The sequence below is a fragment of the Flavobacterium chryseum genome (assembly GCF_004362015.1).
Taxonomy (GTDB): Bacteria; Bacteroidota; Bacteroidia; order Flavobacteriales; family Flavobacteriaceae; genus Flavobacterium.
This window is the reverse complement of sequence record NZ_SNWW01000003.1, coordinates 50,094-76,106: the sequence shown is the minus strand read 5'-3', so window position 1 is coordinate 76,106 and position 26,013 is coordinate 50,094. Positions and strand designations below refer to the sequence as shown.

Sequence of the window (26,013 nt, the reverse complement as noted above, 5' to 3'; positions counted from 1 at the left end):
GTTGTGGTTTAGTAAGTTATAAATATATTTTGAAGATTTTAACTACAAACAAAAAATCCCAAATTTCAATTTGTAATTGGAATTTGGGATTTTTTTGTCACCCTCAGCGAAGTCGAAGGTTTGGAGCTTAATTCTCAGAATTTAAAACTCGCTGTTATTTTTAAAAACTTCCTGATTTACTTCATCAATATAATTTAAAACTTCATCTTTTCCGGTTTGTTCTGTCGCAGAAGTCACAAAATAGTGTGGCATTTCTTCCCAGTTATTGGCAAACATTTGTTTTTTGTATGCAGCAATATGCGAGTCAATTTTTGTTTTACTGATTTTATCTGCTTTCGTAAAAATAATGCAAAACGGAATTTCGCTTTCTCCCATATACGACATAAATTCAATGTCAATATTTTGAGCTTCATGACGAATATCAATCAAAACAAAAGCGCAAACAAGTTGTTCTCTGGTTTCAAAATAATCGGTAATAAATTGTTGAAAAACCGATTTTGTTTTTTTAGAAACTTTGGCATAACCATAACCAGGTAAATCGACAAGGAACCAGTTGTTGTTAATCTTAAAGTGATTAATCAGTTGGGTTTTTCCGGGTCTTCCTGAAGTTTTAGCTAAATTTTTATGGTTGGTAAGCATGTTAATCAACGATGACTTGCCTACGTTTGAGCGGCCGATAAAAGCATATTCCGGCAAAAAATCTTTTGGACATTTTGCAACTTCAGAATTACTGATAATAAATTCGGCGGTATTAATTTTCATGTGTTTTGTTTTTTAAACCTTCTGAAATCGAAAGTTAGATGCTATAAATTTGTCTTAACGAGCCATTCTTCAAGAATTTTGTTGAATTCTTCAGGATGTTCCATCATAGCAGCGTGTCCACATTTGTCAATCCAGTATAAAGATGAATTGGGCAATAATCTATCAAATTCTTCCGCCACATTTGGTGGAGTTACAGCATCATTTTTACCCCAAATAATACAGGTTTCGACTGTCATTTTTGGTAAATCTTTTGCCATATTATGACGAATGGCACTTTTAGCAATCGTTAAAGTTTTGATCAGTTTAATACGATCATTTACGGTAGCATATACTTCATCAATTAATTCTGGTGTTGCAATTTTAGGATCGTAAAATACATCTTCAGCTTTCTTTCTAATGTATTCATAATCGCCTCTTTTTGGGTAACTGTCTCCCATTGCGCTTTCATAAAGTCCAGAGCTTCCGGTAATTACAAGTCCGGCTACTTTTTCAGGATATAATTTAGTGTGGTAAAGAGCGATGTGTCCTCCTAATGAATTGCCTAATAAAATTACTTTGTCAAAGCCTTTAAAAGTGATAAAATCTTTTACGTATTTCGCAAAACTTTTTACGTTGGTTTTTAAAATACTCTGGGTATATATTGGCAAATCAGGAATTACAACTTTATAACCCTTTGCAGGGAAATATTCTGCTACAGCATCAAAGTTACTTAGGCCTCCCATTAAGCCGTGTAAAATAACGATAGGAGTTCCTTCTCCAGCTTCATAATAGCTGTACTTGCCTTCTTTTTTGTAGTTTTTGTCCATTTAATTTAATGCCAATTTCAATTTGGACAAATATAGGGTTAAATAAATAAAAATGAATTTTTGCCACCGTTTTTTAACTAGATTCTTTTAGTAGAATATATAAGTGTTTAAAAATCAGCTTTTAGAACGTATTTTGTTATAATTTGTAAATGTTAAAATATTTGCATAATGCTTAGTTTTTTAAGAGAATGGCGAGGTATTTTTTGCAATTGTTAAATGATATTGTCTCTAAAACAATTATTAGTTAAAGTATTGATTGTCTAATAATTAATGCTTTAAAATCAAAAGTGGTTAAACTTATTAACAAAGTGGTATTTTGTGGTAAAATGTGGTAATATTTTTTATATTTTTGCTGTATAACATGTTAATACATTTTTTTTGAACACAATTGTCGGAACATATGAGTGTAAAGTCGATGCTAAAGGGAGGCTAATGTTGCCTGCGCCTTTAAAAAAGCAATTGGCGACCTCTCTTCAAAACGGATTCGTTTTGAAGCGTTCTGTTTTTCAACAGTGTTTAGAGTTGTATCCAATGGAAGAATGGGATTTGATGATGCAAAAAATCAACAAGCTGAATCGTTTTGTAAAAAAGAACAACGATTTCATCCGAAGATTTACTGCAGGAGTTAAAGTGGTAGACATTGATGCATTGGGTAGGTTGTTGGTGCCAAAAGATTTGGTAGCCTTTTCAGGTATTGCTAAAGATGTTGTTTTTTCATCTGCGGTTAATATTGTTGAGATTTGGGATAAGGATTTATATGAAAAATCAATAAGCGGCGAAGATATGGATTTTGCAGATTTAGCCGAAGAAGTAATGGGAAATATTAATGACGACGACAATGGAATATCATAATCCGGTTTTGCTTCATCCTACAGTTGATGGTTTAAATATTAAGCCCGACGGAATATATGTAGATGTTACGTTTGGTGGCGGAGGTCATTCAAAAGAAATTTTGAAACGATTAGGGCCAAACGGAAAATTGTTTGCTTTTGATCAGGATGAAGATGCTTTAGCAAATGCATTACCAGATGAGAGGTTTACCTTAATTAATGAGAATTTCAGGTTTATAAAAAGATTTTTACGTTTTCATGGTATAAAAAGTGTCGACGGAATTTTGGCAGATTTAGGTGTTTCATCACATCAGTTTGATGTTCCGGAACGAGGTTTTTCGACAAGATTTGATGCCGAGCTCGATATGCGAATGAGTCAGAAAAATGATTTAAATGCTTACAGAGTTGTCAATGAATATGAAGAACAGGATTTACGTCGTGTTTTTTTTGATTATGGAGAGTTGAAAAACGCACCACTTTTATCAAGAACAATTGTAGAGGCAAGAGAGCACAGGCCAATTAAAACGACAGACGAATTAAAAGAAGTTTTGGCAAAATATTTACCCGAAAGAGTTCGAAATAAAATATTAGCTCAGATTTATCAGGCCATTCGTATTGAAGTAAATCAGGAAATGGATGTTTTAAAAGAATTTATCGAACAGTCGTTAGAAATTCTTAATCCGGGCGGAAGATTCTCTGTAATCTCTTATCATTCTCTAGAAGACAGATTGGTAAAAAGATTTATAAAAAACGGAATGTTTGAAGGAGAACCAGAACGTGATTTCTTCGGAAATTTTTCAGTTCCTTTTAAAACAATAGGTAAATTGATTATTCCGGATGATGCAGAAATCAAAATTAATAATAGAGCAAGAAGTGCAAAATTAAGAATTGCAGAAAAGATATAATAATAAGGTAGAAAAATGAAAGGCGGAGTATTTAGCATATTAAAAGCAAGGTTTCTATTAAACGATGATGCGGTGAAAAACTGGCGATTCATTGTTTTTATCATTTTACTTGCCATAATAATGATTGCAAATACACAACGATACGAACAAAAGGTTTTTGAAATTGCAAAACTGAGCAATAATGTAAAAGAATTGCGATCAGAATTTGTAGACCGACGTTCAGAATTAATGAAGTTGAAAATGGAGTCAACGATATCGGATAAAATGCTCGAAAAGCAAATTTTCCCATCAACGGTTCCTCCGACAAAAATAGAAGTCACTAAAGAAGAAGAAAAAAGTTTCCTTAAAAGAATATGGCAGTAGACGATAAACATATATCCTACAGAATTTACCTCGTAGCAGTTTTCATCTTTGTGATGGCAATTGCTATTGTCGTTAAATTAACTAATATTCAATGGATTGAAGGCGACCACTATAGACAACTTGCAAAACAGCGTACCGTTAGGAATTTTATAATTCCGGCGAACAAAGGAAATATTTATTCGGCTGACGGAAGTTTGCTGGCAACTTCAATTCCTAATTATGAAATTAGATTTGATGCAAGAGCACCAAAAACAGAAATTTTTGAAAAATATGTAAAAGCATTATCAGATTCATTGGCTACAGTTTTAGACAGACCGGGAGGTTATTACGAACAGGAATTAAGAAAAGCCAGAGCCAATAAAAATCGTTATTATCTGATTTCCAGAAATTTGAGTTATACCGAATATGTCAAAATTAAAGGTTTTCCATTATTCAACTTAGGTGCTTTTAAAGGTGGAATTATAATTGAACAGGAAACCGTTAGAAAACATCCGATAGGTAAAATTGCTGAAAGAACAATTGGCTACGATCGTATTGATCCGGCAACAGGTGTTGAAGTGGGTAAAGGAATTGAATGGGCTTTTAAAAGTTATCTAAATGGAAAAGACGGTAAAATTTTAAAACAAAAAATTGCAAAAGGGCAATGGAAACCTATTCGAGATTTAAACGAAGTAGATCCTGTAGACGGCTATGACGTAATCTCGACCATAGATGTATTTATTCAGGATATTGCACATCACGCTTTATTGAAACAACTTCAGGATTATGAAGCAGATCATGGTTGTGTAGTAGTGATGGAAACAGAAACAGGTCATGTAAAAGCCATTTCTAATTTAGGAAGAGGAGAAGACGGATCTTACAGTGAGACTGTAAACTATGCTGTAGCAGAATCTCACGAGCCGGGATCGACTTTTAAATTGGTCGATTTAATGGCAATTTTAGAAGATAAGGTTGCTGATACAAGTACGGTTTATGATAGCCACGGAGGTCAAATTAGATACTACGGTCGTCCAGTTAATGATTCGCACAAAGGTGGTTACGGAAAAGTTTCATTAGCCCGCGGATTTGAACTTTCGTCAAATACGGTAATGGTTCAGGCGGTTTATGATAATTATAAAAGCAACCCATCAAAATTTGTAAACCATATCAAAAATTTTGGTTTGGATAAAACTTTAGGATTGCATTTTAAAGGAGAAGGAAGACCAATCATTCCACATCCTGGAGATAAAAGCTGGTCAGGAATTTCACTCCCGTGGATGGCTTTTGGATATGAAGTTTCGGTAACACCAATGCAAACATTGGCATTTTACAATTCGGTTGCAAATAATGGTGTAATGGTAAAACCGCAATTTGTATCTGAAATAAAAGAATGGAACAAAACAATTAAGAAATTCGATACAGAAGTAATTAATCCAAAGATTTGTTCACCGGAAACGATTAAAAAACTAAGAGCTGTTTTATTGAATGTGGTAAAAAAAGGAACGGCTTCTAAATTGTATTCGAAAGATTTTTCGATGGCAGGGAAAACAGGAACCGCTCAGATGAATTATGGAGGAAAGGAAGGAAAGTCGGCATTGTATTATGCTTCTTCATTCGTAGGTTATTTTCCGGCAGATCATCCTAAATATTCATGTATTGTGGTCGTTCATAAACCCAATACAGCAAAAAATAATTATTACGGGGCAGATGTTGCAGGACCGGTTTTTAAAAGAATCGCTCAAAAAATATTTACAGATGCGCCATCAACAAATATAATTAAACAGCTCGATTCTAAAATTCCCAAACAGGAAATTAGCTATGATAAGTTTGAAAAAGAAGCAAATAAAAAAATAAATCAGATTCCAAATTTAAAAGGAATGCCGGGAATGGATGCAGTTGCTTTATTAGAAAATCTTGACGTAAAGATTAAAGTAAAAGTGATTGGAGTAGGAAAAGTAAAAAAGCAATCTATTCAGGCCGGACAAAATATAAGTAAAAACACAACCATAGTATTAGAATTATCGTGAAAATACTGAAAGACATATTATATAAAGTAGCTATTGAATCTGTAACAGGTTCAACAGAAATCGATGTACATAAAATTGATTTTGATTCAAGAAAAATTGAAGCAAATGATGTTTTCGTTGCAATTCGAGGATCTCTTTCGGACGGGCATGATTATATCGAAAAAGCAATTCAGTTAGGAGCGACAGCAATAATTTGTGATACATTACCTGAAAATGTTAAAAAGGGAATTACTTATATCAAGGTAAAAGATACCAATTCAGCATTGGCTTTTATGGCCGCTAATTATTTTGGAAATCCTTCTGAAAAATTAAAATTAGTTGGCGTAACAGGCACAAACGGAAAAACAACAATTGCGTCATTATTGTTTCAATTGTTTCAAAAAGCAGGTTTTAAAGTTGGTTTATTATCAACCGTAAAAATCATGGTTGATGAAACAGAATATAATGCAACACATACAACACCGGATTCTTTAACAATCAATCATTATTTGAATGAAATGATCGAAGCCGGAGTAACACATTGTTTTATGGAAGTGAGTTCACACGGAATTCATCAAAAGAGAACAGAAGCATTGCATTTTGTTGGCGGGATTTTTACGAATCTTTCGCACGATCATTTAGATTATCATCCAACTTTTGCAGAATACAGAGACGTTAAAAAATCATTTTTTGATTCATTGCCAAAAACGGCTTTTGCATTATCAAATATCGATGATAAAAACGGTACGGTGATGTTGCAAAATACAGTTGCAAGAAAATTTACATATGCCTTAAAAACCTATGCAGATTTTAAAGCACAAATTTTAGAAAGCCAATTGTCAGGATTATTGTTGAAGGTCAATGATAATGAAGTTTGGGTAAAACTAATTGGGACTTTTAATGCTTACAACGTTTTGGCAATTTATGGTACGGCTGTAGAATTAGGAATGGATAATCTTGAAGCACTAAGATTATTGTCTGATTTAGAAAGTGTTTCAGGTCGTTTTCAGTATATAGTTTCAGAAGGAAATATTACTGCAATCGTAGATTACGCACACACGCCGGATGCTTTAGAAAATGTTTTAAAAACAATTGATGACATCCGAACTAAAAACGAGCAATTAATTACAGTTGTAGGCTGCGGAGGAAACAGAGATAAAACCAAAAGACCAATTATGGCTAAAATTGCTGCCGATTTTAGCGATAAAGCGATTTTAACTTCAGACAATCCAAGAAATGAAGATCCGGAAGTGATTTTGGATGAAATGGAAAAAGGTATTGAAGCGCACAATTATAAAAAAATGCTGAGAATTACAGATAGAAAGCAAGCCATAAAAACCGCTTGTCAACTAGCGCAGCCAAACGACATAATATTAATTGCCGGAAAAGGGCATGAAACCTATCAGGAAATAAACGGAGTTCGTCATCATTTTGATGATATGGAAACTGTAAAAGAAATTTTAGATCAATTAAATAAATAAGAACAATAAATTTTTAAGTTCGAATACCACCAGAATGATTGGAATTTGGAATTTCAAAATTGGAATTTAAAAAATAGAAAAATATGCTATACTATTTATTTGAATACTTGAGAAAAACATTAGACATGCCAGGAGCAGGAGTTTTTCAGTACATCACTTTTAGATCAGCTTTAGCATTTATGCTTTCGTTACTACTATCAACCATTTACGGGAAAAGAGTTATTAACTTTTTACGTAGCCAACAAGTAGGAGAAACAGTTAGAGAGCTTGGTCTTGCAGGTCAAAATGAGAAAGCAGGAACACCAACAATGGGTGGACTTATCATCATTTTTGCCACTCTTGTACCGGTTTTATTATTTGCCCGTTTGCAAAATATTTATATAGTATTACTTATCGTAACCACACTCTGGATGGGGACAATTGGTTTTATTGATGATTATATTAAGATTTTCAAAAAAGATAAACAAGGACTAAAAGGAATTTTTAAAGTTATCGGACAAGTTGGTTTAGGAATAATCGTAGGTGCAGTTTTGTATTTTAATCCTGCAGTTACCGTAAGAACAGATGTAGGAAGAACAGATATTTACAAATCTGTAAATTCTACGGTAGTTTTGCCGGCTCAAGTTGAAGAAAAGTCGACAGCAACAACAATTCCTTTCATAAAAAACAATGAATTTGATTATGCTGAAGTTTTATCTTTTTTAGGAGAAGGATATGAAAAATGGGCATGGTTGATTTTTATTCCCGTTGTGATTTTTATCATCACTGCAGTTTCTAACGGAGCTAATTTAACAGATGGTATAGATGGACTCGCCGCAGGAACTTCAGCAATATCGGTCCTCGCGCTCGGGATATTCACATTTGTTTCAGGAAATATAATTTTTTCGAATTATCTAAATATAATGTACATCCCCAACTCGGGAGAAATGACGGTTTTTATATCCGCATTTGTGGGAGCTTTAATTGGGTTTCTCTGGTATAATTCCTACCCCGCCTCGGTCTTTATGGGCGATACAGGAAGTTTAACAATTGGCGGAATCATAGCAGTTTTAGCAATTGCAGTTCGTAAAGAAATATTAATTGTTTTCTTCTGTGGAATTTTCTTAGCAGAAAGTGCTTCAGTAATTATTCAGGTCGCTTATTTTAAATACACAAAAAATCGTTTTGGCGAAGGCCGAAGAGTTTTTCTGATGTCGCCATTGCATCATCATTATCAGAAAAAAGGATACCATGAAAGTAAAATTGTAACCAGATTCTGGATTGTTGCCATCATGTTAGCCATATTGTCAATTGTTACATTAAAATTAAGATAGATGAGGCTAGTAGTATTGGGTGGAGGAGAAAGTGGTGTTGGAACTGCTATTCTTGGTAAAAAACAAGGATACGACGTTTTTGTATCTGATTTTGGAAAAATAAAAGAAAGCTATAAAGAAGTTCTTATTATAAATGGACTTGCCTGGGAAGAAGAAAAACATACAGAAGAACTGATTTTAAATGCCGATGTCGTCATGAAAAGTCCAGGGATTCCGGATAAATCTCCAATAGTAAAAAAGCTGATTGAAGCCGGAGTAAAAGTGATTTCTGAAATTGAATTTGCAAAACCTTTTACAGAAGCATTAACAATTGGAATAACGGGAAGTAACGGTAAAACAACCACGACAATGCTAACCCACCATTTGTTAAAATCGGCAGGTTTAAATGTAGGTTTAGGAGGTAACATCGGAAAAAGTTTTGCCTGGCAGGTAGCCGAAAATAAATACGATGCCTACGTTCTTGAATTAAGCAGTTTTCAGCTCGACGGAATTATAGATTACAGGCCGGATATTGCCATTATAACGAATATTAGTCCGGATCATTTAGACCGGTACGAATATAAATATCAAAATTACATCAATTCGAAGTTTCGAATAACAATGAATCAAACCGAAAGCGATTATCTTATTTATGATGCAGATGACGAGACAATAGCAGAATGGTTGAAAAATAACAAAACAAAAGCAAAATTAATTCCTTTTTCACTAACTGAAAAATTTGACGAAGGAGCTTCTATAAATAACAACAAAATGGAAATAAAGATCAACCAAGAAGAGTTTACAATGGAAACGGAATACATTGCGTTAGAAGGAAAACATAATATGAAAAACGCAATGGCAGCAAGCTCTGTAGCAAAATTGATGCAAATAAGAAATGCAACAATACGCGAAAGTTTATCGAATTTTCAAGGTGTTGAACACCGTTTAGAGAAAGTACTAAAAATTCAGAATGTACAATACATTAATGATTCAAAAGCAACGAATGTAAACGCTACTTTCTTTGCATTAGACAGCATGAATGTGCCAACCGTTTGGATTGTTGGCGGAGTTGATAAAGGAAATGATTACAACGAATTGATGTCATTAGTTCGTGAAAAAGTAAAAGCAATTATATGCTTGGGAGTTGATAATCACAAAATCATCGAAGCTTTCGGAAATGTAGTTGATATCATGGTTGAAGTAAACAACATGAGCGATGCAGTAAAAACAGCTCAAAGGTTAACAGAAAAAGGCGATACTGTTTTATTATCCCCAGCCTGCGCAAGTTTCGATTTATTCGAAAACTACGAAGACAGAGGAAAACAGTTTAAGCAAGCGGTACACAACTTATAATTTTAGATTTTAGAGTTCAGATTTTAGATTTTTGACAAGTGTTAAGATTAGAATTTGGAATTTAAGTATTTGATTTATATAAGGATTTAAGTTCTTTTTATGACGACGGATGAAATGAAGTTGAGAACAAAAAAGTTCTCTTTGAGGATAATTGATTTAGCAGAAAAATTACCAGCAACATATATTGTAAAAGTAATTGCTAATCAAATTGTGAGAAGTGCGACATCTGTTGGAGCAAATTATAGAGCAGTATGCAGGGCCAGAAGTGACAAAGAATTTATTTCTAAAATGAATATTGTTTTAGAAGAATCAGATGAAACTTTATTTTGGTTAGAAATTATAAAAGAAAAAGATTGGAGCGATAAATCAGAGTTAGAAATAATTTTGAAAGAAGGAAATGAGTTAACAGCCATTTTCGTCAGCAGCTTAAAAACAGTAAACAATAGAATTAATAAAAATACAAAACCGAAGGTTTAGAAAATAATCTAAAATCTAAAATCAGAAATCTAAAATGAAAGAGCTCGTAAACAAATTAAAAGGAGATAGAGTAATATGGTCATTCGTGGCTTTATTAGCGCTGTTTTCGTTTATGCCTGTTTTTAGTGCGAGTAGTAATTTGGCGTATATAGGTCACGGAACCGGAAATACATTAGGTTATTTGGTAAAACATCTGGCACATATCTGTATTGGTTTCCTGATTATTTATTGGGTTCACAAAGTTCCGTATCATTATTTTAGAGCGATTTCAAAAATAGCTTTGCCTGTTGTTTGGTTTTTATTGCTTTACACATTGCTAAAAGGAACCGTTATTGCCGGAGCAAATGCAAGCCGTTGGATACAGGTTCCGTTTATCGGAATCACGTTTCAAACTTCGACTTTAGCCGCTAGTATATTATTTATTTATGTTGCACGTTATTTGTCAAAAAAAAGAGAAGAAAATGAACCGTTTCAGGTTTCGTTAATTCAACTGTGGTTACCAGTATTTATCACTTTAGCACTTATTTTACCAGCGAATTTCTCGACCACTGCGTTAATTTTTTCAATGGTAATAATGTTGACATTTATTGGTAAATATCCATTAAAATATATAGGTTTCATTATAGGTTCAGGAGTTGCAATGCTGTTGTTTTTTCTTTTGGTAGCCAAAGCCTTTCCGGATTCAAGATTCTTTAGCAGGGTATCAACTTGGGAAAGCCGTATTATGAACTTTACCACAGATAAACCAGATGAAGATGATTATCAAATTGAGAAAGCTAAAATTGCAATTGCATCAGGAAAATTAGGAGGTTTAGGTCCGGGGAAAAGTGTTCAGAAAAACTTTTTGCCACAATCTTCTTCAGATTTTATTTATGCGATTATTGTAGAAGAATATGGTTTAGTTGGCGGAGTAGCAATATTGGTTTTGTACCTGTTGTTATTATTCAGATTTGTAATAGCCTCGCATAAAGCCAATACATTATTTGGAAAATTAGTCGTCGTCGGGCTTGGGTTTCCCATGATATTTCAGGCCATGATTAATATGGCAGTTGCAGTAGAATTGTTGCCGGTAACAGGGCAAACACTTCCGTTAATCAGTAGTGGAGGTAGTTCAATCTGGATGACGTGTTTCTCTCTCGGAATTATCATTAGCGTGACTAAAAAAGATGAAGAAATTGTAGAGGAACAACTGGAAAAAGAAAGAAGAAAAGAAGCACTTCAAAGATTAATAGATAAAGAACTGTCCGAAGCAGATTTGCCGGTTGATGAAAAAGAAGAGATTTACGAAGGAGAGCCAATGTATTCAATCGAAGATAATTCCAGAAATCCGATGAATGCAGTATTAAACAAATAAAAAGAATAATTTTTAAAACGGTAAAACTTTTAAAAAATGACAAATTATAAATTCATATTAAGTGGTGGCGGAACAGGAGGACATATTTATCCTGCAATCGCTATTGCAAATGAATTAAAATTACAATTCCCTGATGCTGAATTTCTTTTTGTTGGAGCCAAAGATAAAATGGAAATGCAAAAAGTACCTCAGGCAGGATATGAAATAAAAGGTCTTTGGATTGCCGGCTTGCAAAGAAAATTAACATTACAAAATCTGATGTTTCCTTTAAAACTGGCAACAAGTTTGCTAGAGTCAAGAAGAATCATCAAACAATTCAAGCCAAATTTAGTAATAGGCACAGGAGGTTTTGCCAGCGGTCCGTTATTACAAGCGGCAGGCGGAGCAGGAATTCCAACAGTGATTCAGGAACAAAATTCATTTCCCGGAATCACGAACAAGTTGTTGAGCAAAAAAGCAAATGCTATTTGTGTTGCGTACGATAACCTGGAGCGTTTTTTTCCAAAAGGAAAAATTGTTTTAACGGGAAATCCGGTTCGTCAGGATTTAATTGATATTGACAGCAAAAGAGACGAAGCCATTGCTTTTTATGGTTTAGATCCGAATAAAAAAACACTATTAGTTCTTGGCGGAAGTTTAGGTGCCAGAAGAGTTAATCAGTTAATAGAAAAAGAATTAACCAATATGCTGTCGCAAGATGTTCAGGTGATATGGCAATGTGGGAAATTATATTTTGAAGACTATAAAAAACACAATCAACAAAACGTAAGAGTAGTTGATTTTATTGAAAGAATGGATTTTGTTTATGCTGCTGCAGATATTATAATTTCACGCGCCGGAGCATCATCAGTATCAGAATTATGCATTGTAGGGAAACCGGTAATTTTTATTCCGTCACCCAATGTTGCAGAAGATCATCAAACTAAAAATGCTCAGGCAATTGTAGACGCAAAAGGAGCCATTTTATTAAAAGAATCAGAATTAGATGCCGAGTTTTCGCTAGTTTTTGAAGCCTTAATAAAAGATAAGGGAAAACAAAGTCAGTTAAGCGAAAATATAAAAAAGCTGGCCAGACCAAACGCAACAAAAGTTATTGTTGAAGAAATAAAAAAGTTGTTATAATATAACTTTTTTATAAAATTATAGAACAAGATTAAAAAATTAGAACGCTATTTTTAGGCGTTTTGAGTTATTAAAATAAGAAAATTACAAAAGCTTAATTACTAGTTTTTTATATAAAAAAGTGACTTGTAAATAGCTCAAAATAAAATTTAAAATGAATTTAAATCAAATACAAAACGTTTATTTTATCGGCATCGGAGGAATCGGTATGAGCGCCCTGGCCCGATATTTTAAATATATCGGAAAAGAAGTTTCCGGTTACGATAAAACGCCTTCGATGTTAACCAGCGAGTTAATAGAAAGTGGTATTGATATTCATTTTGAAGATAATATTGGTTTAATTCCAAAAAATTATTTTGTAGAAAATACATTGGTGATTTTTACGCCTGCAGTGCCTAAATCACATTCAGAGTGGAATTACTTCATCGAAAGAAATTACGAAATTAAAAAACGTGCCGAAGTTTTAGGGATTATCACGAAAGGCACTTTTAGTTTCGCAGTTGCGGGGACCCACGGTAAAACAACAACATCCAGTATTTTAGGACATATTCTACACGAAAGCGGTGCCGATGTTACAGCTTTTGTTGGAGGAATTGTAGAAAATTATAATTCAAATTTAATCGGAACAGGAAAAACCGTAACGGTTGTGGAAGCCGATGAATTTGACAGATCATTTTTGCATCTTCATCCAAACATCGCCTGCGTAACATCAATGGATGCTGATCATTTGGATATTTACGGAACAAGTGATGCTATTGAAGCTTCGTTTATGGAATTTGCCTTAAAAGTGGAAGATAAAAACAAGTTATTTATCACTACAGAATTGCCTCTGGATGGTGTTCATTGTGGTATAAATGAAGATGCCGGATATAAAGCATTTAATGTTAGAATAGAAGACGGAAGTTATGTTTTTGATGTGCAGACACCATCAGAAATCATGAAAGATTTACGTTTTGGATTGCCTGGAAAACACAATTTAATGAATGCGCTGATGGCGATTGCAATGGCAAAAACATACGGCACATCAACCGATGCAATTGCAAAAGCTCTGGCTTCATTCAACGGAATCAGAAGACGTTTTTCTTATCAGATTAAATCTGAAAATTTAGTTTACATAGATGATTACGCACATCATCCGACAGAAATAAATGCTGTACATCAGGCAGTTACGGAATTGTATCCGGGACGTAAAGTTTTGGCGATTTTTCAGCCACATTTATTTAGCAGAACAAGAGATTTTGCTGATGGATTTGCAGAGAGTTTATCTGCATTTGATCAGGTGTTTTTAATGGATATTTATCCGGCACGCGAATTACCGATGGAAGGGATTACATCAGAATGGCTGTTGGAGAAAATGACAAATTTGAACAAAAAAATTGTTGCAAAAAATGATTTATTAGCGGAGATCAAAGCCAGTGATGCGCCAATAATTGTAACAATAGGAGCTGGTGATATTGGAGAAATGGTACCATCAATCAAAAAAATGCTCAATGAAAATATTTAATTGGACAAACATTCGATTACTGCTCATTTTTGGGCTTGTACTTTTTTTGTATTCATTCGCTCAGCACCGAAATGGAAATAGAAAATTAAAGAAATCTACAGTTGTTTTTGTGGGAGAAAACACACTGTTTGTAAAACCGGAATCGGTTAATAAATTGTTAATAGAAAATAAAAAAGACGCTTCCAGTATCCGAAAAGTTGAACTAGATTTGAATAAGATAGAAAAATCCCTTGATACGCAAGACATGATTGAAAAGTCAGATGTTTTTGTAAGTATCGATGGCGTTCTAAAAGCGATAGTAAAACAGAAGACACCAATAGCAAGAGTTTATGATGGTGATAACTCTTTTTATATTGACTATGAGGGAAATAAAATGCCTTTATCAGACAATTTTACAGCGCGCGTTCCACTTGTTTCTGGGACAATAAATAAAAAAAACAACGAAGATTTAGCTGCCCTATTTCGCACAATTTACGACGATGCGTTTTTGAAAAAAAACATCATTGCAATCCAAATTATGCCTAATGGTAGCCTAAAAATGTTTAATAGAAATTATAATTACTTCATCGATTTTGGCAGAACGATGAATGTTGATAAAAAATTTAGAAACTATAAAGCGTTTTTTCAAAAAGCAGTTTTAGACAGTTCGTTATACAAATACAATAAAATTGACCTGAGGTTTACGGAACAAGTAGTTTGCACAAAATAATAGAAAATGGAAAAAGATAACATTGCAGTAGGTCTAGATATTGGAACCACCAAAATAGTTGCCATGATTGGCAAGAAGAACGAGTATGGCAAATTGGAAATTTTGGGTATTGGTAAATCCAAAAGTTTGGGTGTTGCGCGAGGTGTTGTAAACAACATTACGCAAACTATTCAGTCAATTCAACAAGCTATTTTAGAAGCAGAAAATAATTCAGGTTACAAAATAAAAGATGTTGTTGTAGGTATCGCCGGGCAGCACATCAGAAGTATTCAGCATACAGATTACATCAGCCGTAGTAATCCGGAAGAAGTAATTGGCGAAAATGATATTCAAATGCTGATTGACCAGGTTAATAAACTGGCCATGTTACCGGGAGAAGAAATTATTCATGTTTTGCCACAGGAATTTAAAATCGACGGACAATCTGAAATCAAAGAACCAATCGGAATGTACGGTGGAAGATTAGAATCTAGTTTTCACGTAGTGGTTGGGCAGGCATCATCTATCAGAAATGTTGGAAGATGTATTCAGAGTTCAGGTATCGAATTGTCAGGTTTGACATTAGAACCATTAGCTTCTGCTGATGCCGTTTTAAGCCAGGAAGAAAAAGAGGCCGGAGTTGCACTTATCGATATTGGTGGTGGAACAACAGATTTGGCCATTTTTAAAGATGGAATTATTCGTCATACTGCAGTTATTCCTTTTGGAGGAAATGTAATTACAGATGATATTAAAGAAGGCTGTTCGATTATAGAAAAACAAGCAGAGCTTTTAAAAATAAAATTCGGATCAGCGTGGCCGGGAGAGAATAAAGACAACGAAATTGTTTCTATTCCAGGTTTAAGAGGAAGAGAGCCAAAAGAAATTTCGCTTAAAAACCTATCTAAAATTATTCATGCTCGTGTAGTAGAAATAGTAGAACAGGTTTTTGCTGAAATTAAAGCTTATGGACACGAAGATCCTCGTAAAAAACTGATTGCAGGAATTGTTCTTACAGGTGGCGGAGCTCAACTAAAACATATCAAACAATTAGTAGAGTACATTACAGGAATGGACACGAGAATTGGATATCCAAACGAGCATTTAGCAGGAAATTCAAGCGAAGAAATTTCAAGTCCTTTATTTGCAACTGCAGTTGGTTTAGTAATGAATAGTATCGAAAATAGTACGCAAAGTGCTGTTAGAATGGAACTTGTAAATGAACAGCCAAAAGTAGTGTACAGAAACGCTCCGGTGCAGCCGCAACAACCTGTACAACCGCGATACGAAGTTGAAGAAAACTACGTTGAAAGAGTAGAAACATTCGAACAGCCAAGAGAAGCCAGAGCAACAGCGGTTAAAGAAGAATCTACAGAAACAAAAATTAGAAGATCATTTTTTGATCGTTATGTCGATAAAATCAAAGATTTTTTAGACAACGCAGAATAAAATAATAATAAACGAAAAGGATTACTTTTTGCCCCAAGTCAAGAAGTAAAAAATGTATTTAATAAGAATTTCAAAACCAAAAAGATGATGAGCAACTCAGAATTTGGAAGTATTTCATTTGATTTACCGAAAAACCAATCAAATGTAATCAAAGTAATAGGTGTCGGTGGAGGCGGGAGTAACGCCATAAACCACATGTTCAAACAAGGTATTAAAGGGGTAGATTTTATCGTTTGTAATACAGATTCACAAGCACTACAAAATAGTGCTGTACCAAATAAAATTCAATTAGGAGTAAACTTAACAGAAGGTCTTGGAGCAGGAGCAAATCCTGACGTAGGACAACAATCTGCTATTGAAAGTATCGCTGACATCGAAAAAATGTTAGATCGTGGTACTAAAATGGTGTTTATTACTGCTGGTATGGGTGGTGGAACAGGTACTGGTGCTGCTCCGGTAATTGCACAATTGGCAAAAGAAAGAGAAATCCTGACTGTTGGTATTGTAACAATTCCGTTTCAGTTTGAAGGTAAAGTACGCCAGGAACAAGCACTTTTAGGAATCGAAAAATTGCGCAAGCAAGTCGATTCATTAATCGTGATCAATAATAATAAATTAAGAGAAGTATACGGAAACCTTGGTTTTAAAGCAGGATTTTCAAAAGCTGATGAAGTTTTAGCAACAGCCTCAAGAGGTATTGCTGAAGTAATCACGCACCACTATACTCAAAATATCGATTTACGTGATGCAAGAACTGTTTTAGCAAACAGCGGAACTGCTATCATGGGATCTTCTGTTGCTTCGGGTGAAAACAGAGCAAAAGATGCAATTGTATCTGCGTTGGATTCTCCGTTGTTAAACGACAACAAAATTACAGGAGCCAAAAACGTATTGTTGCTTATCGTTTCTGGATCGAATGAAATTACACTTGATGAGATTGGAGAAATCAATGATCATATTCAGGTAGAAGCAGGTCATAACGCTAATATTATCATGGGAGTTGGTGAAGACGAAACTCTTGGTGATGCTATTGCCGTGACTATTATTGCGACTGGTTTTGATGTTGAACAACAAAATGAAATCGTAAATACAGAGCCTAAAAAAATCATTCATACGTTAGAAGATGAGCAAAGAAGTGTTCATAATCTATCGAATAAATCGGTAGTATCTTTTGATTTAAATGCAGAATCATCTGCACCAAAATCCGAAGAAAAAATTGTTTTTGAATTGATGGAAGATACGGTTGCTCCCGTAACGCCTACACCAGTAGCAGTTGCTCCGGTTGCTCCGTCAATCAATCAGGAAGAATTAGTAGTAATGTCAGAGTTTATTAAAAACCTTGATGTAACTTTTGAAATCGTTTCGCCAATTACAGATATCGATTTTACTATTTCAGCTCCTGAAGTGCAATCTTTTCAGGAAATAAAACCTGTTCAGCAAAGAACTTTTGAAAGAGAAGAACAAACAACTTTCTCTTTTGATTTACCTCTTTTTAAAGCAGAACCAGAAGTTAAAAAAGAGCCGGTTGTTGAGCAAGAAGCTAAAATCTTGTTTGAATTAACAAACGAAACTCGTAATATAAAAGTAAATGATCCGGTACAATTTGTTCCGGTAACTGAACTTTCTGAAAACGGAATTATTAAATATTCGTTAGAAGAGTATATGGAGGTTGAAAACGACCTGATCACATCAAAACCTGTTGATAAAGCGGTAGAAGACGTAATTCCTGCGGAATTAAACATAACCATGAAACCAAGAGTTGATTTTGCTCAGGAAGCTGCATTTACAACAACAGATAATGTATCTCCGCTAGAATTAACTATCGAAGAAACATTACGTTTAAGAGCAGAAGAAAGAAGAAAGAAACTAAAAGAATTTAATTATAAATTCCACAATAATGTTTCCAGAATTGATGAACTTGAAAAAGAGCCTGCTTACAAAAGATTAGGTATCGATCTTTCAAACAATCAATCGAATACAACCAATTCAAGAATATCTGTTGGTACTGATAGTAATAACGATTTACAATTGCGCTCAAACAATTCATTTTTGCACGATAATGTAGATTAAACTTACATTCATAATAGTAGGATAACCCGAAAATTGGATTTAATTTTCGGGTTATTTTTTTTATCTTCGCACAGAATTTAGAAATTTGACTTCTTTTTTGACTTTTAAAGTAAATCTTAATGTAAGTTCGATCGGAGTAAGGAACAACTATTCAAAATAATAGATCAATTATAAGCATAGCTTATTCAAATAAAAAATAAAATGAGTTTACAAACATTAATCATGGACGAAATTAAAACCGCCATGAGAGCAAAAGATACAGTAGCATTAGAAGCTTTAAGAGCTATAAAATCAGAAATGTTATTAGCTGCAACAGCTTCAGGTTCTAAAGAAGAATTGTCTGAAGATGAAGAAGTTAAATTGCTTCAAAAGTTAGTTAAAACCCGTAAAGAAAGTGCGAGAATTTTTACAGAGCAAAATCGTCCTGATTTAGCTGAACCGGAATTGGCTCAAATTGCTGTAATCGAAAAATTCTTACCAGCTCAATTAAGCGAAGAAGAAGTAGAAGCAGTAATTGCTAAAATCATTGCTGAAACAGGAGCTTCAGGAATCGCTTCAATGGGTAAAGTTATGGGATTAGCATCTGCACAATTAGGCGGAACTGCAGAAGGAAAAACTATTTCTACTATTGTTAAGAAACTATTAGTTTAAATAATTATGAGTTTAGATTTTAGATTCCAATCAGTAATCTAAAATCTAAAATCTAAACTCAAAAATCTACAATAATAAAGACCGCGTAGTTCAACTGGATAGAATATCAGATTTCGGCTCTGAGGGTTGGGGGTTCGAACCCCTCCGCGGTCACTATAAATTTTAAAAGCCTGAGAATGTAGATTCCCAGGCTTTCTTATGGTTCGAAAATTTTCAACATTTTCTTCTGGTTTTGAAAATACCTATATTTAAAAGAGATTTTGGTTCGAAGCCCATCATGGATTTTTAAAGGTTTACGATTCTTTTCAAGCTATAAGGTAATTAAGATTTAGTTTCCAGCCTATTACCCAAATCCGCTGTATTAGTTACTACGTATAGCTTTATTATTTATTTAGTTAGTCATCACAGTCGTAAAAACCCTGTTTATACTTTCGCATTGCCTTGCGCCTTATTTTCTTAACTATTCTAGCAGCTTTTTTAGTATAGTAATACAATCCCGTGTCTTTGAATAATTGAGCTGTATAGCAATTTTTTTCAGTTACTGTAATTTCAATCGGTCTTTCTCCGAAAGATGAAATAACTAAAACGTCGTCTAATTTTGCCTGTATAACAAATTTACCATCTGCATCAGTAAACGTTTTTAAATCTGTTCCTTTCACACTAATTTCAACTTGAGCTGGAATTAAATAATCTTCAAAAACAAACCCCCTAATTATTTTATTCTTTTTATTTGCTTCCTGCGCGAAAGAAAAAGCAGTAAAAAGTAATAGCAAAAAAAATATTTTATTCATAATGTGGCATTTCTTTTTATCAAGAATTTTTTGAAGCAAGTTTCCATTTGCTATTTTCTAAAACAAAACTTAGGTGCAATACAGATGAATTTTTTAAATAATCTATAAAAACAACTTCGACTTTGTCAGAGGTTATAGAATCAAAATTTAAAATAAAAATCTTTTTTCCCTTTGATTTTAAACTATCAATAGCATTACCATTTACAACCATAGAATCGCTATCGTTAGGATATTGTTCATTTGAATAGGTCACAATTTCTGTCAGTATAATTTTGTGGGTTTCTTCCAAAGGTTTACCAAAGAGATTGTCAACATATATGACATCTCTATGTGTGATTTTGTAATATTTATTTTTTATATTATCTATGTAATTTGTTCTTATGCCAGTTCCACAATCTATATTATATGTTCTTCTTTTCGCCAAAAATATAGTATCAGATGAGATAAATTTATTTTTAAATGCTACTAAAATTTGATTTCCTAAGTCTTGTTGGTTTTCGATTGGTTTCTGTTCAAAGAGAAAAGAATTATTGGGAGTAATTAGTAAAATCATTAATATAAGGAATGATAAAAATGTTATTGCTGTAGCAATCCTTCTAAACGTACTTTTTCTCATAGTTTATGTTTTCTATATTCTTTTATAGAGTTGTAAAAATAGTACACAATTTATGTACATGAATATCTAGCTTATCTGTCCTAAATTAAGTGATAAATGCCACAGTTTTTTGTTTCAAAAATAGTTTTTTTTATTGAAAAACATTAAACAAACTTTTTATTCGCTGAATACTTTCGTACTAGCATAAGTGTAATTTTAATAGTCTTGCTACTTTGATGAATTAGCAGGAATGGAACTCTAAACATCATTTAAAATCTTTAAATCTTCTAACAAATGGGTTCGAATTTTGTATCATCAAGGTCACAAAAAGGCAAAATACGTGTAAATGTATTTTGCCTTTTTTTATTTCTTAAAGATTAAATTTATTTCTTCTCCACAAACCCAAATTCCTTATTTACATTAAGAATCGACCTTGTTTTTATTTTACCACTTCTTTAACTCGATTCAAAACCCAATCACACTAATATATTTTTAATAATTCTACTACTTGTAATAAATGTCTTTATCTGTTAGGTTAAAAACTTTTACGGGTAATAATAAATTATTATACCTGCAATATTTGAGTAATGAAATAGTATTAAATCTATTTCTGGACGATTTGTCAATGTGTAATTACAATGATTTTACAATCAATACATTAAACTATTTGCTTTTCATTTTTCAAATACATTTTGTGACATCTCGTGTTACGAAATTAAAATTTAGAACCTAAAAGTGATGCATGCTTATGTGAATTTTAAAATTAAGCGCTAGTGATTGATGAAATTATTTTTAGTGAATTGAATGGTCTAAAGTTAAGGAAAGGAGTAAAAAACTAAAAAAAAACTAAATGAGTTAAAACAAGAAGGATGAGTAAAAAATTAGGAATAATGAATGAAAATTGTAAACAAATGAATAGAAATAAAATAAAAATGAACAAAAATTTACTTATTGCATTGGCCTTCCTTTTATTTAATATAGGATATGGTCAGCAACTGAAAACTTGGACAGGAACAGTCAGTACCTCATGGGATGACGATGACAACTGGGACGGTGGCGAAAAGCCCACAGCTAGTGACGATGTATTAATAACAAGTGCAACTAATCAGCCAGTCATAACTAACGCAGGTGCTTCTTGTGCTCATCTTGAGTTAAAAAATTCAACTCCGGGAACTACTGTTTCATTAATGGTAAAAGGATCGGGGAGTTTTTCTCCTGCATCAATAGTTATGAACAGCAGCGGGGGAGATACCAGTGATTGTAGTTTAAATATCAACACTGGGAAAGTAAGTGTATCAGGAAACATTACAATGAATGGAAATGCACTTCAAAATGACGTAACTTTTTCCGGAGATGGAAATTTACTTATTGGAGGAGTAATGACAGGAGGCGTATTAAATGCTGATGCGAAAGGAACTGTAACTTATAATGGTGTAGGAACACGTAATGTTGGTCCATACACTTATAATAATTTAACAATTTCAGGTAGTGGCGTAAGAACAATTACTTCAGGAGTAATTGTAAATGGTAAACTTAATATGGCTGGTACAGCAACTGCATCTGCAGCGCCTACTTATGGTGCCGATGCTTCTTTACAATATAGTGCAGTATCTTATACAGTTGGACCAGAATGGGTAAGTCCATTTACAGCAAAAGGAGGGGTCATAATTTCAACTCCAGGCCTTACTATTGCAAGTACAGTTACTATGGGTAGTAGTGTCGCAGACAAAAAATTTAATGATGGAGTGGCACTTATAGTAGAGGAAGATGCTTCATTAATATTGGGCAACACTAACTTATATTTAGGTGGTGACTTTATCAACAACAACGGATCGCTTACAACTGATGGATTTGTTTATTTAACTGGGAACGTTAATCAAAGTATAGCTAGTTTTACATCTTCTAAGGGAGTTGCTATGAATAAAGGTGCCGGTACAGCTACTTTTACAGGAAATATAAATACAAAAAAATTAATAATTAATGGCTTAGGGACACTTAGTCTTGGATCAGGCCTCACGCATACATTTACAGATTGGGATAGAACTCAGGGAACATTAAACGCCAGATCAAGTTATTTGAAAATTTCAGGAAATGTAACAGGTACAGGAGGTACTTTTACACCGGGAACTGGTACTGTAGAGTTTAATGGAGGAGCTCAAAATTTAGGAACAGGATCGATAACCTATAATAATCTTGTATTGTCAGGATCTGGTACCAAAACTTTTGGTGCAGCAACTACCATAAACGACACTTTTTCGATAGTAGATGGAGTAAAAGCCGATCTTACTGCAAATTTAATACATACTGCTAAAAGTATAAAACTAGGAACTTCAGCCCTATCTGGTGGATCATGGGGAAGTTCGCTTTCAAACGCAGTTAATAAAAACAATACTTTTTTTGTTTCAAATAATGGGATTGTAAATGTTGGGCCAACAATAGTAATAAACACTTCGAGCTTAACAGCATTAACTACAACTTATGGTACGCCATCAAGTTCAAAAAGTTTTGACATATCTGGTTTGGCTATGCTTGAAGGGATTTTAGTTACAGCACCTTCAGGGTTTGAGGTAAGTACAGACGGAACTACTTTTAGTGATGCACTTACTATTGGAGCAGCAGGTGCAATTGCATCTAAGACAGTTTTTGTACGATTAAAAGGAACAATTGATGCTAAAGATTATTCAGGAAATATAGTTCTGACTAGTAATGGTACTACTACTATAAATGTAGCAATAGCTACAAGTACAGTAAATAAAGCACCATTAACGATTAACGCAAAAAGCGATACCAGATCTTACGGATCAGATAATCCAACTTTAGCGGCAACTTATGTTGGGTTTGTAAATGGAGATACTGCAACTAGTTTAACGACACAAGCTACAATTGCAACTACGGCAGTTAAGGGAAGTGCAGTGGGAGATTATCCAATCACAGTTAGTGGAGCATCTTCATCAAATTATACAATTACTTATGGAACAAGCGGGAAATTAACTGTTACACCTGTAGCTTTAACTATTACTGCAATTGATAATAGCAAAGTTTACGGATCAGATAATCCAGCTTTTACAGCAAATTATGTTGGGTTTGTAAATGGAGATACTGCTGCAAGTTTAACTACACAAGCTACAATTGCAACTACGGCAGTTAAAGGAAGTGCAGTAGGAGATTATCCAATCTCAGTTAGTGGAGCAGTTTCTTCAAACTATACCATTGCTTATGGATCAAATGGAAAATTAACTGTTACTCCTGCGGCTTTAACTATTGCTGCAACTGATAATAGTAAAGTTTACGGATCAGATAATCCGGCATTAACAGCAAATTATGTTGGGTTTGTAAATGGAGATACTGCAGCGAATTTAACGACACAAGCTACAATTGCAACTACAGCAGTAAAAGGAAGTGCAGTAGGAAATTATCCAATCTCAGTTAGTGGAGCAGTTTCTTCAAACTATACCATTACTTACGGACCAAATGCAGTACTTAAAATTACTCCTGCAGCTTTAACTATTACTGTAGATAGTAAAACGAGATCTTTCGGATTAGATAATCCAATTTTAACAGCAAGTTATGCTGGTTTTGTAAATGGGGATACTGCAGCGAATTTAACTGCACAACCTACAATTGCAACTACGGCCGTGAAAAATAGTCCAATTGGAGATTATGCAATCACAGCTAGTGGAGCGACTTCATTAAACTATAGTATTACCTATGTACCTGCTATTTTAAAAGTTATCGCTTCTAGTAATGCAGGTATGACAGATCTAGCTATTAGTGAAGGTACTTTAAGCCCCGCTTTTACAGAAGGAAATAAAGATTATACAGCTATAGTACCAAACGATACTAAAACTATTAAAGTTACCCCAACTACAGCAGATACTTCTGCAACAGTAACAGTAAACGGAAAAGAAGTGCCTAGTGGAACTGCTTCTGGAGAAATTCCTTTGGAAGTTGGTGAAAATACAATTACTACTGTAGTGACGGCTCAGGATGGAACTATTAATACTTATACAATAGTTGTTACAAGAGAGCCTTCAAGTAATGCAGATTTGACAGACTTAGCAATTAGTGAAGGTACTTTGAGTCCGGCTTTTGAAGAGGGAACTAAAGATTATACAACTACAGTTCCTAATGATATTACAAGTGTAAAAGTTACTCCAACTACAGCAGATACTACAGCAACAGTAACAGTAAATGGAAAAGAAGTTGCTAGTGGAACTGCTTCTGGAGAAATTCCTTTGAAAGTAGGAGAAAATGAAATTAAAACTGTGATAAAAGCTGAGGATGGAACTACAAAAACCTATACAGTAATTGTTACAAGAGAACCTTCTAGTAATGCAGATTTATCAAATATTATTATCAGTGATGGTACTTTAGATCCAGTTTTTGATAAAGATAAAACTGATTATAAAGTAGAAGTTCCTAATGAAACTAATTCATTTGTAATCAATCCTATACCAGCCGATCCAAATGCGAAGGTTGTAGTGATAGTTGACGGAAAAACTATTGATCCTACCGTTCCAATGGATTTGAAAGTTGGAGATAACGAAATTAAAATCGTTGTTACTGCTGAAGATGGAACAACAAAAGAATATGAAGTAATTGTTACAAGAGACCCTTCTGGTAATTCAGGCTTAAATGATTTAGCAATCAGTGAAGGTATATTGAGTCCGGCTTTTGCAGAGGGAACTAAAGACTATACATCTACTGTACCAAATGATATTGCAGGTATAAAAGTTACGCCAACTACAGCAGATACTACAGCAACAGTAACAGTAAATGGAAAAGAAGTTCCTAGTGGAACTGCTTCTGGAGAAATTCCTTTAGAAGTTGGTGAAAATACAATTACTACTGTAATAACAGCTCAGGATGGAACAACTACAACTTATACTGTAATTGTTACAAGAGAAGAGGCTGCTAAGCCTTCTGATAATGCAGGTTTATCTGATATAGTAATCAGTAATGGTGAGTTAAGTCCAACTTTTAATACACATACAAATGATTATAGAGTGGAAGTGCCAAATGAAACCGATTCATTTGTAATTAAACCTTTACCAATCGATCCTAATGCAACTGTTGTAGTAATAGTAGACGGAAAAACTATTGATCCTACTGCTCCAATTGATTTGAAAGTAGGAGAAAACGTAATTACAATAGTGGTTACAGCAGAAGATGGTACTACAACAGATACATATACTGTAATTATAGATAGAGCTAAGGCTGAAATTGTGCCTACAAATATTATTACTCCAAACGGAGATGGTAAGAATGATTTCTGGGTAATTCCGGGTATCGAATCATATTCAAACAATTCAGTTAAAGTTTTTGATCGTGCAGCAAGATTAGTGTATTCTAAAAATAATTATAATAATGATTGGGATGGTTCTTACAAAGGATCTCCGCTTACTGAAGAAACTTATTACTATCTAATTGATCTAGGAAATGGAACACCTAAACTTAAAGGGTTCATTACAATTATTAGAAACTAACAATTAGTAGCGAAAAGCATTAAAATGGTTAGAGTATAACCACACAGAA

The 26,013-nt window shown here is 33.8% G+C and carries 20 protein-coding genes and 1 tRNA gene; 17 read left to right on the top strand and 4 right to left on the bottom strand.

From position 1 onward, the window contains the following. Positions 1 to 141 precede the first annotated feature (141 nt). Both yihA and EV143_RS06840 read right to left on the bottom strand, forming a co-directional pair. Positions 142 to 762: a ribosome biogenesis GTP-binding protein YihA/YsxC gene (yihA, locus tag EV143_RS06845; RefSeq protein ID WP_133507232.1), complete on the bottom strand. Its 621-nt coding sequence runs from the start codon at positions 760 to 762 to the stop codon at positions 142 to 144. Positions 763 to 803: 41 nt separating this feature from the next. Next, on the bottom strand, positions 804 to 1,568 hold the full coding sequence (locus tag EV143_RS06840; RefSeq protein ID WP_133507231.1) for an alpha/beta fold hydrolase: 765 nt from the start codon (positions 1,566 to 1,568) through the stop codon (positions 804 to 806). Between the two features lie 378 nt (positions 1,569 to 1,946). Between EV143_RS06840 and mraZ the strand changes: the two genes are divergently transcribed. The 16 genes from mraZ to EV143_RS06760 all read left to right on the top strand — a co-directional run bounded on the left by mraZ (position 1,947) and on the right by EV143_RS06760 (position 19,245). Continuing rightward, a complete protein-coding gene (gene mraZ / locus EV143_RS06835) occupies positions 1,947 to 2,420 on the top strand; it encodes a division/cell wall cluster transcriptional repressor MraZ (RefSeq protein ID WP_133507230.1) in 474 nt (157 codons plus the stop codon). Next, positions 2,395 to 3,303, top strand: a complete 909-nt coding sequence (rsmH, locus tag EV143_RS06830) for a 16S rRNA (cytosine(1402)-N(4))-methyltransferase RsmH (RefSeq protein ID WP_208111258.1) — start codon at positions 2,395 to 2,397, stop codon at positions 3,301 to 3,303. Before mraZ ends, rsmH begins: the two co-directional genes overlap by 26 nt. A gap of 15 nt (positions 3,304 to 3,318) precedes the next feature. Then, the gene (locus EV143_RS06825) at positions 3,319 to 3,666 is read left to right on the top strand and encodes an FtsL-like putative cell division protein (protein ID WP_133507228.1); all 348 of its coding nucleotides are present in this window, start codon (positions 3,319 to 3,321) and stop codon (positions 3,664 to 3,666) included. Continuing rightward, the gene (locus tag EV143_RS06820; protein ID WP_133507227.1) at positions 3,657 to 5,672 is read left to right on the top strand and encodes a penicillin-binding protein; all 2,016 of its coding nucleotides are present in this window, start codon (positions 3,657 to 3,659) and stop codon (positions 5,670 to 5,672) included. The genes EV143_RS06825 and EV143_RS06820 overlap by 10 nt, the downstream gene beginning before the upstream one ends. Further along, positions 5,669 to 7,132, top strand: coding sequence for a UDP-N-acetylmuramoyl-L-alanyl-D-glutamate--2,6-diaminopimelate ligase (locus tag EV143_RS06815; protein WP_133507226.1), 1,464 nt, complete (start codon positions 5,669 to 5,671; stop codon positions 7,130 to 7,132). The genes EV143_RS06820 and EV143_RS06815 overlap by 4 nt, the downstream gene beginning before the upstream one ends. Positions 7,133 to 7,215: 83 nt before the next feature. Next, the gene (gene mraY / locus EV143_RS06810) at positions 7,216 to 8,445 is read left to right on the top strand and encodes a phospho-N-acetylmuramoyl-pentapeptide-transferase (protein WP_133507225.1); all 1,230 of its coding nucleotides are present in this window, start codon (positions 7,216 to 7,218) and stop codon (positions 8,443 to 8,445) included. Then, a complete protein-coding gene (gene murD, locus EV143_RS06805) occupies positions 8,446 to 9,777 on the top strand; it encodes a UDP-N-acetylmuramoyl-L-alanine--D-glutamate ligase (RefSeq protein ID WP_133507224.1) in 1,332 nt (443 codons plus the stop codon). It abuts the gene before it with no gap. A gap of 99 nt (positions 9,778 to 9,876) precedes the next feature. Beyond that, entirely contained in the window at positions 9,877 to 10,254 is a 378-nt protein-coding gene (locus EV143_RS06800) for a four helix bundle protein (RefSeq protein ID WP_133507223.1), read from the top strand. 34 nt (positions 10,255 to 10,288) lie between these two features. Continuing rightward, a complete protein-coding gene (locus EV143_RS06795; protein WP_133507222.1) occupies positions 10,289 to 11,608 on the top strand; it encodes an FtsW/RodA/SpoVE family cell cycle protein in 1,320 nt (439 codons plus the stop codon). 36 nt (positions 11,609 to 11,644) lie between these two features. Continuing rightward, on the top strand, positions 11,645 to 12,730 hold the full coding sequence (murG, locus tag EV143_RS06790) for an undecaprenyldiphospho-muramoylpentapeptide beta-N-acetylglucosaminyltransferase (RefSeq protein WP_133507221.1): 1,086 nt from the start codon (positions 11,645 to 11,647) through the stop codon (positions 12,728 to 12,730). A 154-nt stretch (positions 12,731 to 12,884) separates the two neighbouring features. Beyond that, positions 12,885 to 14,234 carry a UDP-N-acetylmuramate--L-alanine ligase gene (murC, locus tag EV143_RS06785; RefSeq protein WP_133507220.1) on the top strand — a complete coding sequence of 450 codons (1,350 nt, stop codon included), beginning with the start codon at positions 12,885 to 12,887 and terminating at the stop codon, positions 14,232 to 14,234. After that, positions 14,221 to 14,943: a cell division protein FtsQ/DivIB gene (locus EV143_RS06780; RefSeq protein ID WP_133507219.1), complete on the top strand. Its 723-nt coding sequence runs from the start codon at positions 14,221 to 14,223 to the stop codon at positions 14,941 to 14,943. Before murC ends, EV143_RS06780 begins: the two co-directional genes overlap by 14 nt. A gap of 6 nt (positions 14,944 to 14,949) precedes the next feature. Next, complete coding sequence (gene ftsA / locus EV143_RS06775; RefSeq protein WP_133507218.1) at positions 14,950 to 16,371, top strand: cell division protein FtsA; 1,422 nt, start codon at positions 14,950 to 14,952, stop codon at positions 16,369 to 16,371. 84 nt (positions 16,372 to 16,455) lie between these two features. Next, a complete protein-coding gene (ftsZ, locus tag EV143_RS06770) occupies positions 16,456 to 18,441 on the top strand; it encodes a cell division protein FtsZ (protein ID WP_133507217.1) in 1,986 nt (661 codons plus the stop codon). 201 nt (positions 18,442 to 18,642) lie between these two features. Continuing rightward, positions 18,643 to 19,092 carry a GatB/YqeY domain-containing protein gene (locus tag EV143_RS06765; RefSeq protein WP_133507216.1) on the top strand — a complete coding sequence of 150 codons (450 nt, stop codon included), beginning with the start codon at positions 18,643 to 18,645 and terminating at the stop codon, positions 19,090 to 19,092. Positions 19,093 to 19,171: 79 nt separating this feature from the next. Further along, positions 19,172 to 19,245, top strand: a tRNA-Arg gene (locus tag EV143_RS06760). Positions 19,246 to 19,487: 242 nt separating this feature from the next. Here EV143_RS06760 and EV143_RS06755 read toward each other — a convergent pair. Together EV143_RS06755 and EV143_RS06750 are read right to left on the bottom strand one after the other, a co-directional pair. Further along, positions 19,488 to 19,883, bottom strand: a complete 396-nt coding sequence (locus tag EV143_RS06755) for a hypothetical protein (protein WP_133507215.1) — start codon at positions 19,881 to 19,883, stop codon at positions 19,488 to 19,490. 19 nt (positions 19,884 to 19,902) lie between these two features. Further along, positions 19,903 to 20,499, bottom strand: a complete 597-nt coding sequence (locus EV143_RS06750) for a hypothetical protein (protein ID WP_133507214.1) — start codon at positions 20,497 to 20,499, stop codon at positions 19,903 to 19,905. A gap of 848 nt (positions 20,500 to 21,347) precedes the next feature. On the opposite strand from EV143_RS06750, the gene EV143_RS06745 reads away from it, so the two are divergent. Beyond that, entirely contained in the window at positions 21,348 to 25,964 is a 4,617-nt protein-coding gene (locus EV143_RS06745) for a cadherin-like beta sandwich domain-containing protein (RefSeq protein ID WP_133507213.1), read from the top strand. Positions 25,965 to 26,013 lie beyond the last annotated feature (49 nt).

Excerpts from the sequence above, each read along its gene's own strand:
- yihA (WP_133507232.1), bottom strand. The coding sequence starts at position 762 with ATGAAAATTAATACCGCCGAATTTATTATCAGTAATTCTGAAGTTGCA.
- EV143_RS06840 (WP_133507231.1), bottom strand. The coding sequence starts at position 1,568 with ATGGACAAAAACTACAAAAAAGAAGGCAAGTACAGCTATTATGAAGCT.
- rsmH (WP_208111258.1), top strand. The coding sequence starts at position 2,395 with ATGACGACGACAATGGAATATCATAATCCGGTTTTGCTTCATCCTACA.
- EV143_RS06825 (WP_133507228.1), top strand. The coding sequence starts at position 3,319 with ATGAAAGGCGGAGTATTTAGCATATTAAAAGCAAGGTTTCTATTAAAC.
- EV143_RS06820 (WP_133507227.1), top strand. The coding sequence starts at position 3,657 with ATGGCAGTAGACGATAAACATATATCCTACAGAATTTACCTCGTAGCA.
- mraY (WP_133507225.1), top strand. The coding sequence starts at position 7,216 with ATGCTATACTATTTATTTGAATACTTGAGAAAAACATTAGACATGCCA.
- murD (WP_133507224.1), top strand. The coding sequence starts at position 8,446 with ATGAGGCTAGTAGTATTGGGTGGAGGAGAAAGTGGTGTTGGAACTGCT.
- EV143_RS06800 (WP_133507223.1), top strand. The coding sequence starts at position 9,877 with ATGACGACGGATGAAATGAAGTTGAGAACAAAAAAGTTCTCTTTGAGG.
- EV143_RS06795 (WP_133507222.1), top strand. The coding sequence starts at position 10,289 with ATGAAAGAGCTCGTAAACAAATTAAAAGGAGATAGAGTAATATGGTCA.
- murG (WP_133507221.1), top strand. The coding sequence starts at position 11,645 with ATGACAAATTATAAATTCATATTAAGTGGTGGCGGAACAGGAGGACAT.
- murC (WP_133507220.1), top strand. The coding sequence starts at position 12,885 with ATGAATTTAAATCAAATACAAAACGTTTATTTTATCGGCATCGGAGGA.
- EV143_RS06780 (WP_133507219.1), top strand. The coding sequence starts at position 14,221 with ATGAAAATATTTAATTGGACAAACATTCGATTACTGCTCATTTTTGGG.
- ftsA (WP_133507218.1), top strand. The coding sequence starts at position 14,950 with ATGGAAAAAGATAACATTGCAGTAGGTCTAGATATTGGAACCACCAAA.
- ftsZ (WP_133507217.1), top strand. The coding sequence starts at position 16,456 with ATGATGAGCAACTCAGAATTTGGAAGTATTTCATTTGATTTACCGAAA.
- EV143_RS06765 (WP_133507216.1), top strand. The coding sequence starts at position 18,643 with ATGAGTTTACAAACATTAATCATGGACGAAATTAAAACCGCCATGAGA.
- EV143_RS06755 (WP_133507215.1), bottom strand. The coding sequence starts at position 19,883 with ATGAATAAAATATTTTTTTTGCTATTACTTTTTACTGCTTTTTCTTTC.
- EV143_RS06750 (WP_133507214.1), bottom strand. The coding sequence starts at position 20,499 with ATGAGAAAAAGTACGTTTAGAAGGATTGCTACAGCAATAACATTTTTA.
- EV143_RS06745 (WP_133507213.1), top strand. The coding sequence starts at position 21,348 with ATGAGTAAAAAATTAGGAATAATGAATGAAAATTGTAAACAAATGAAT.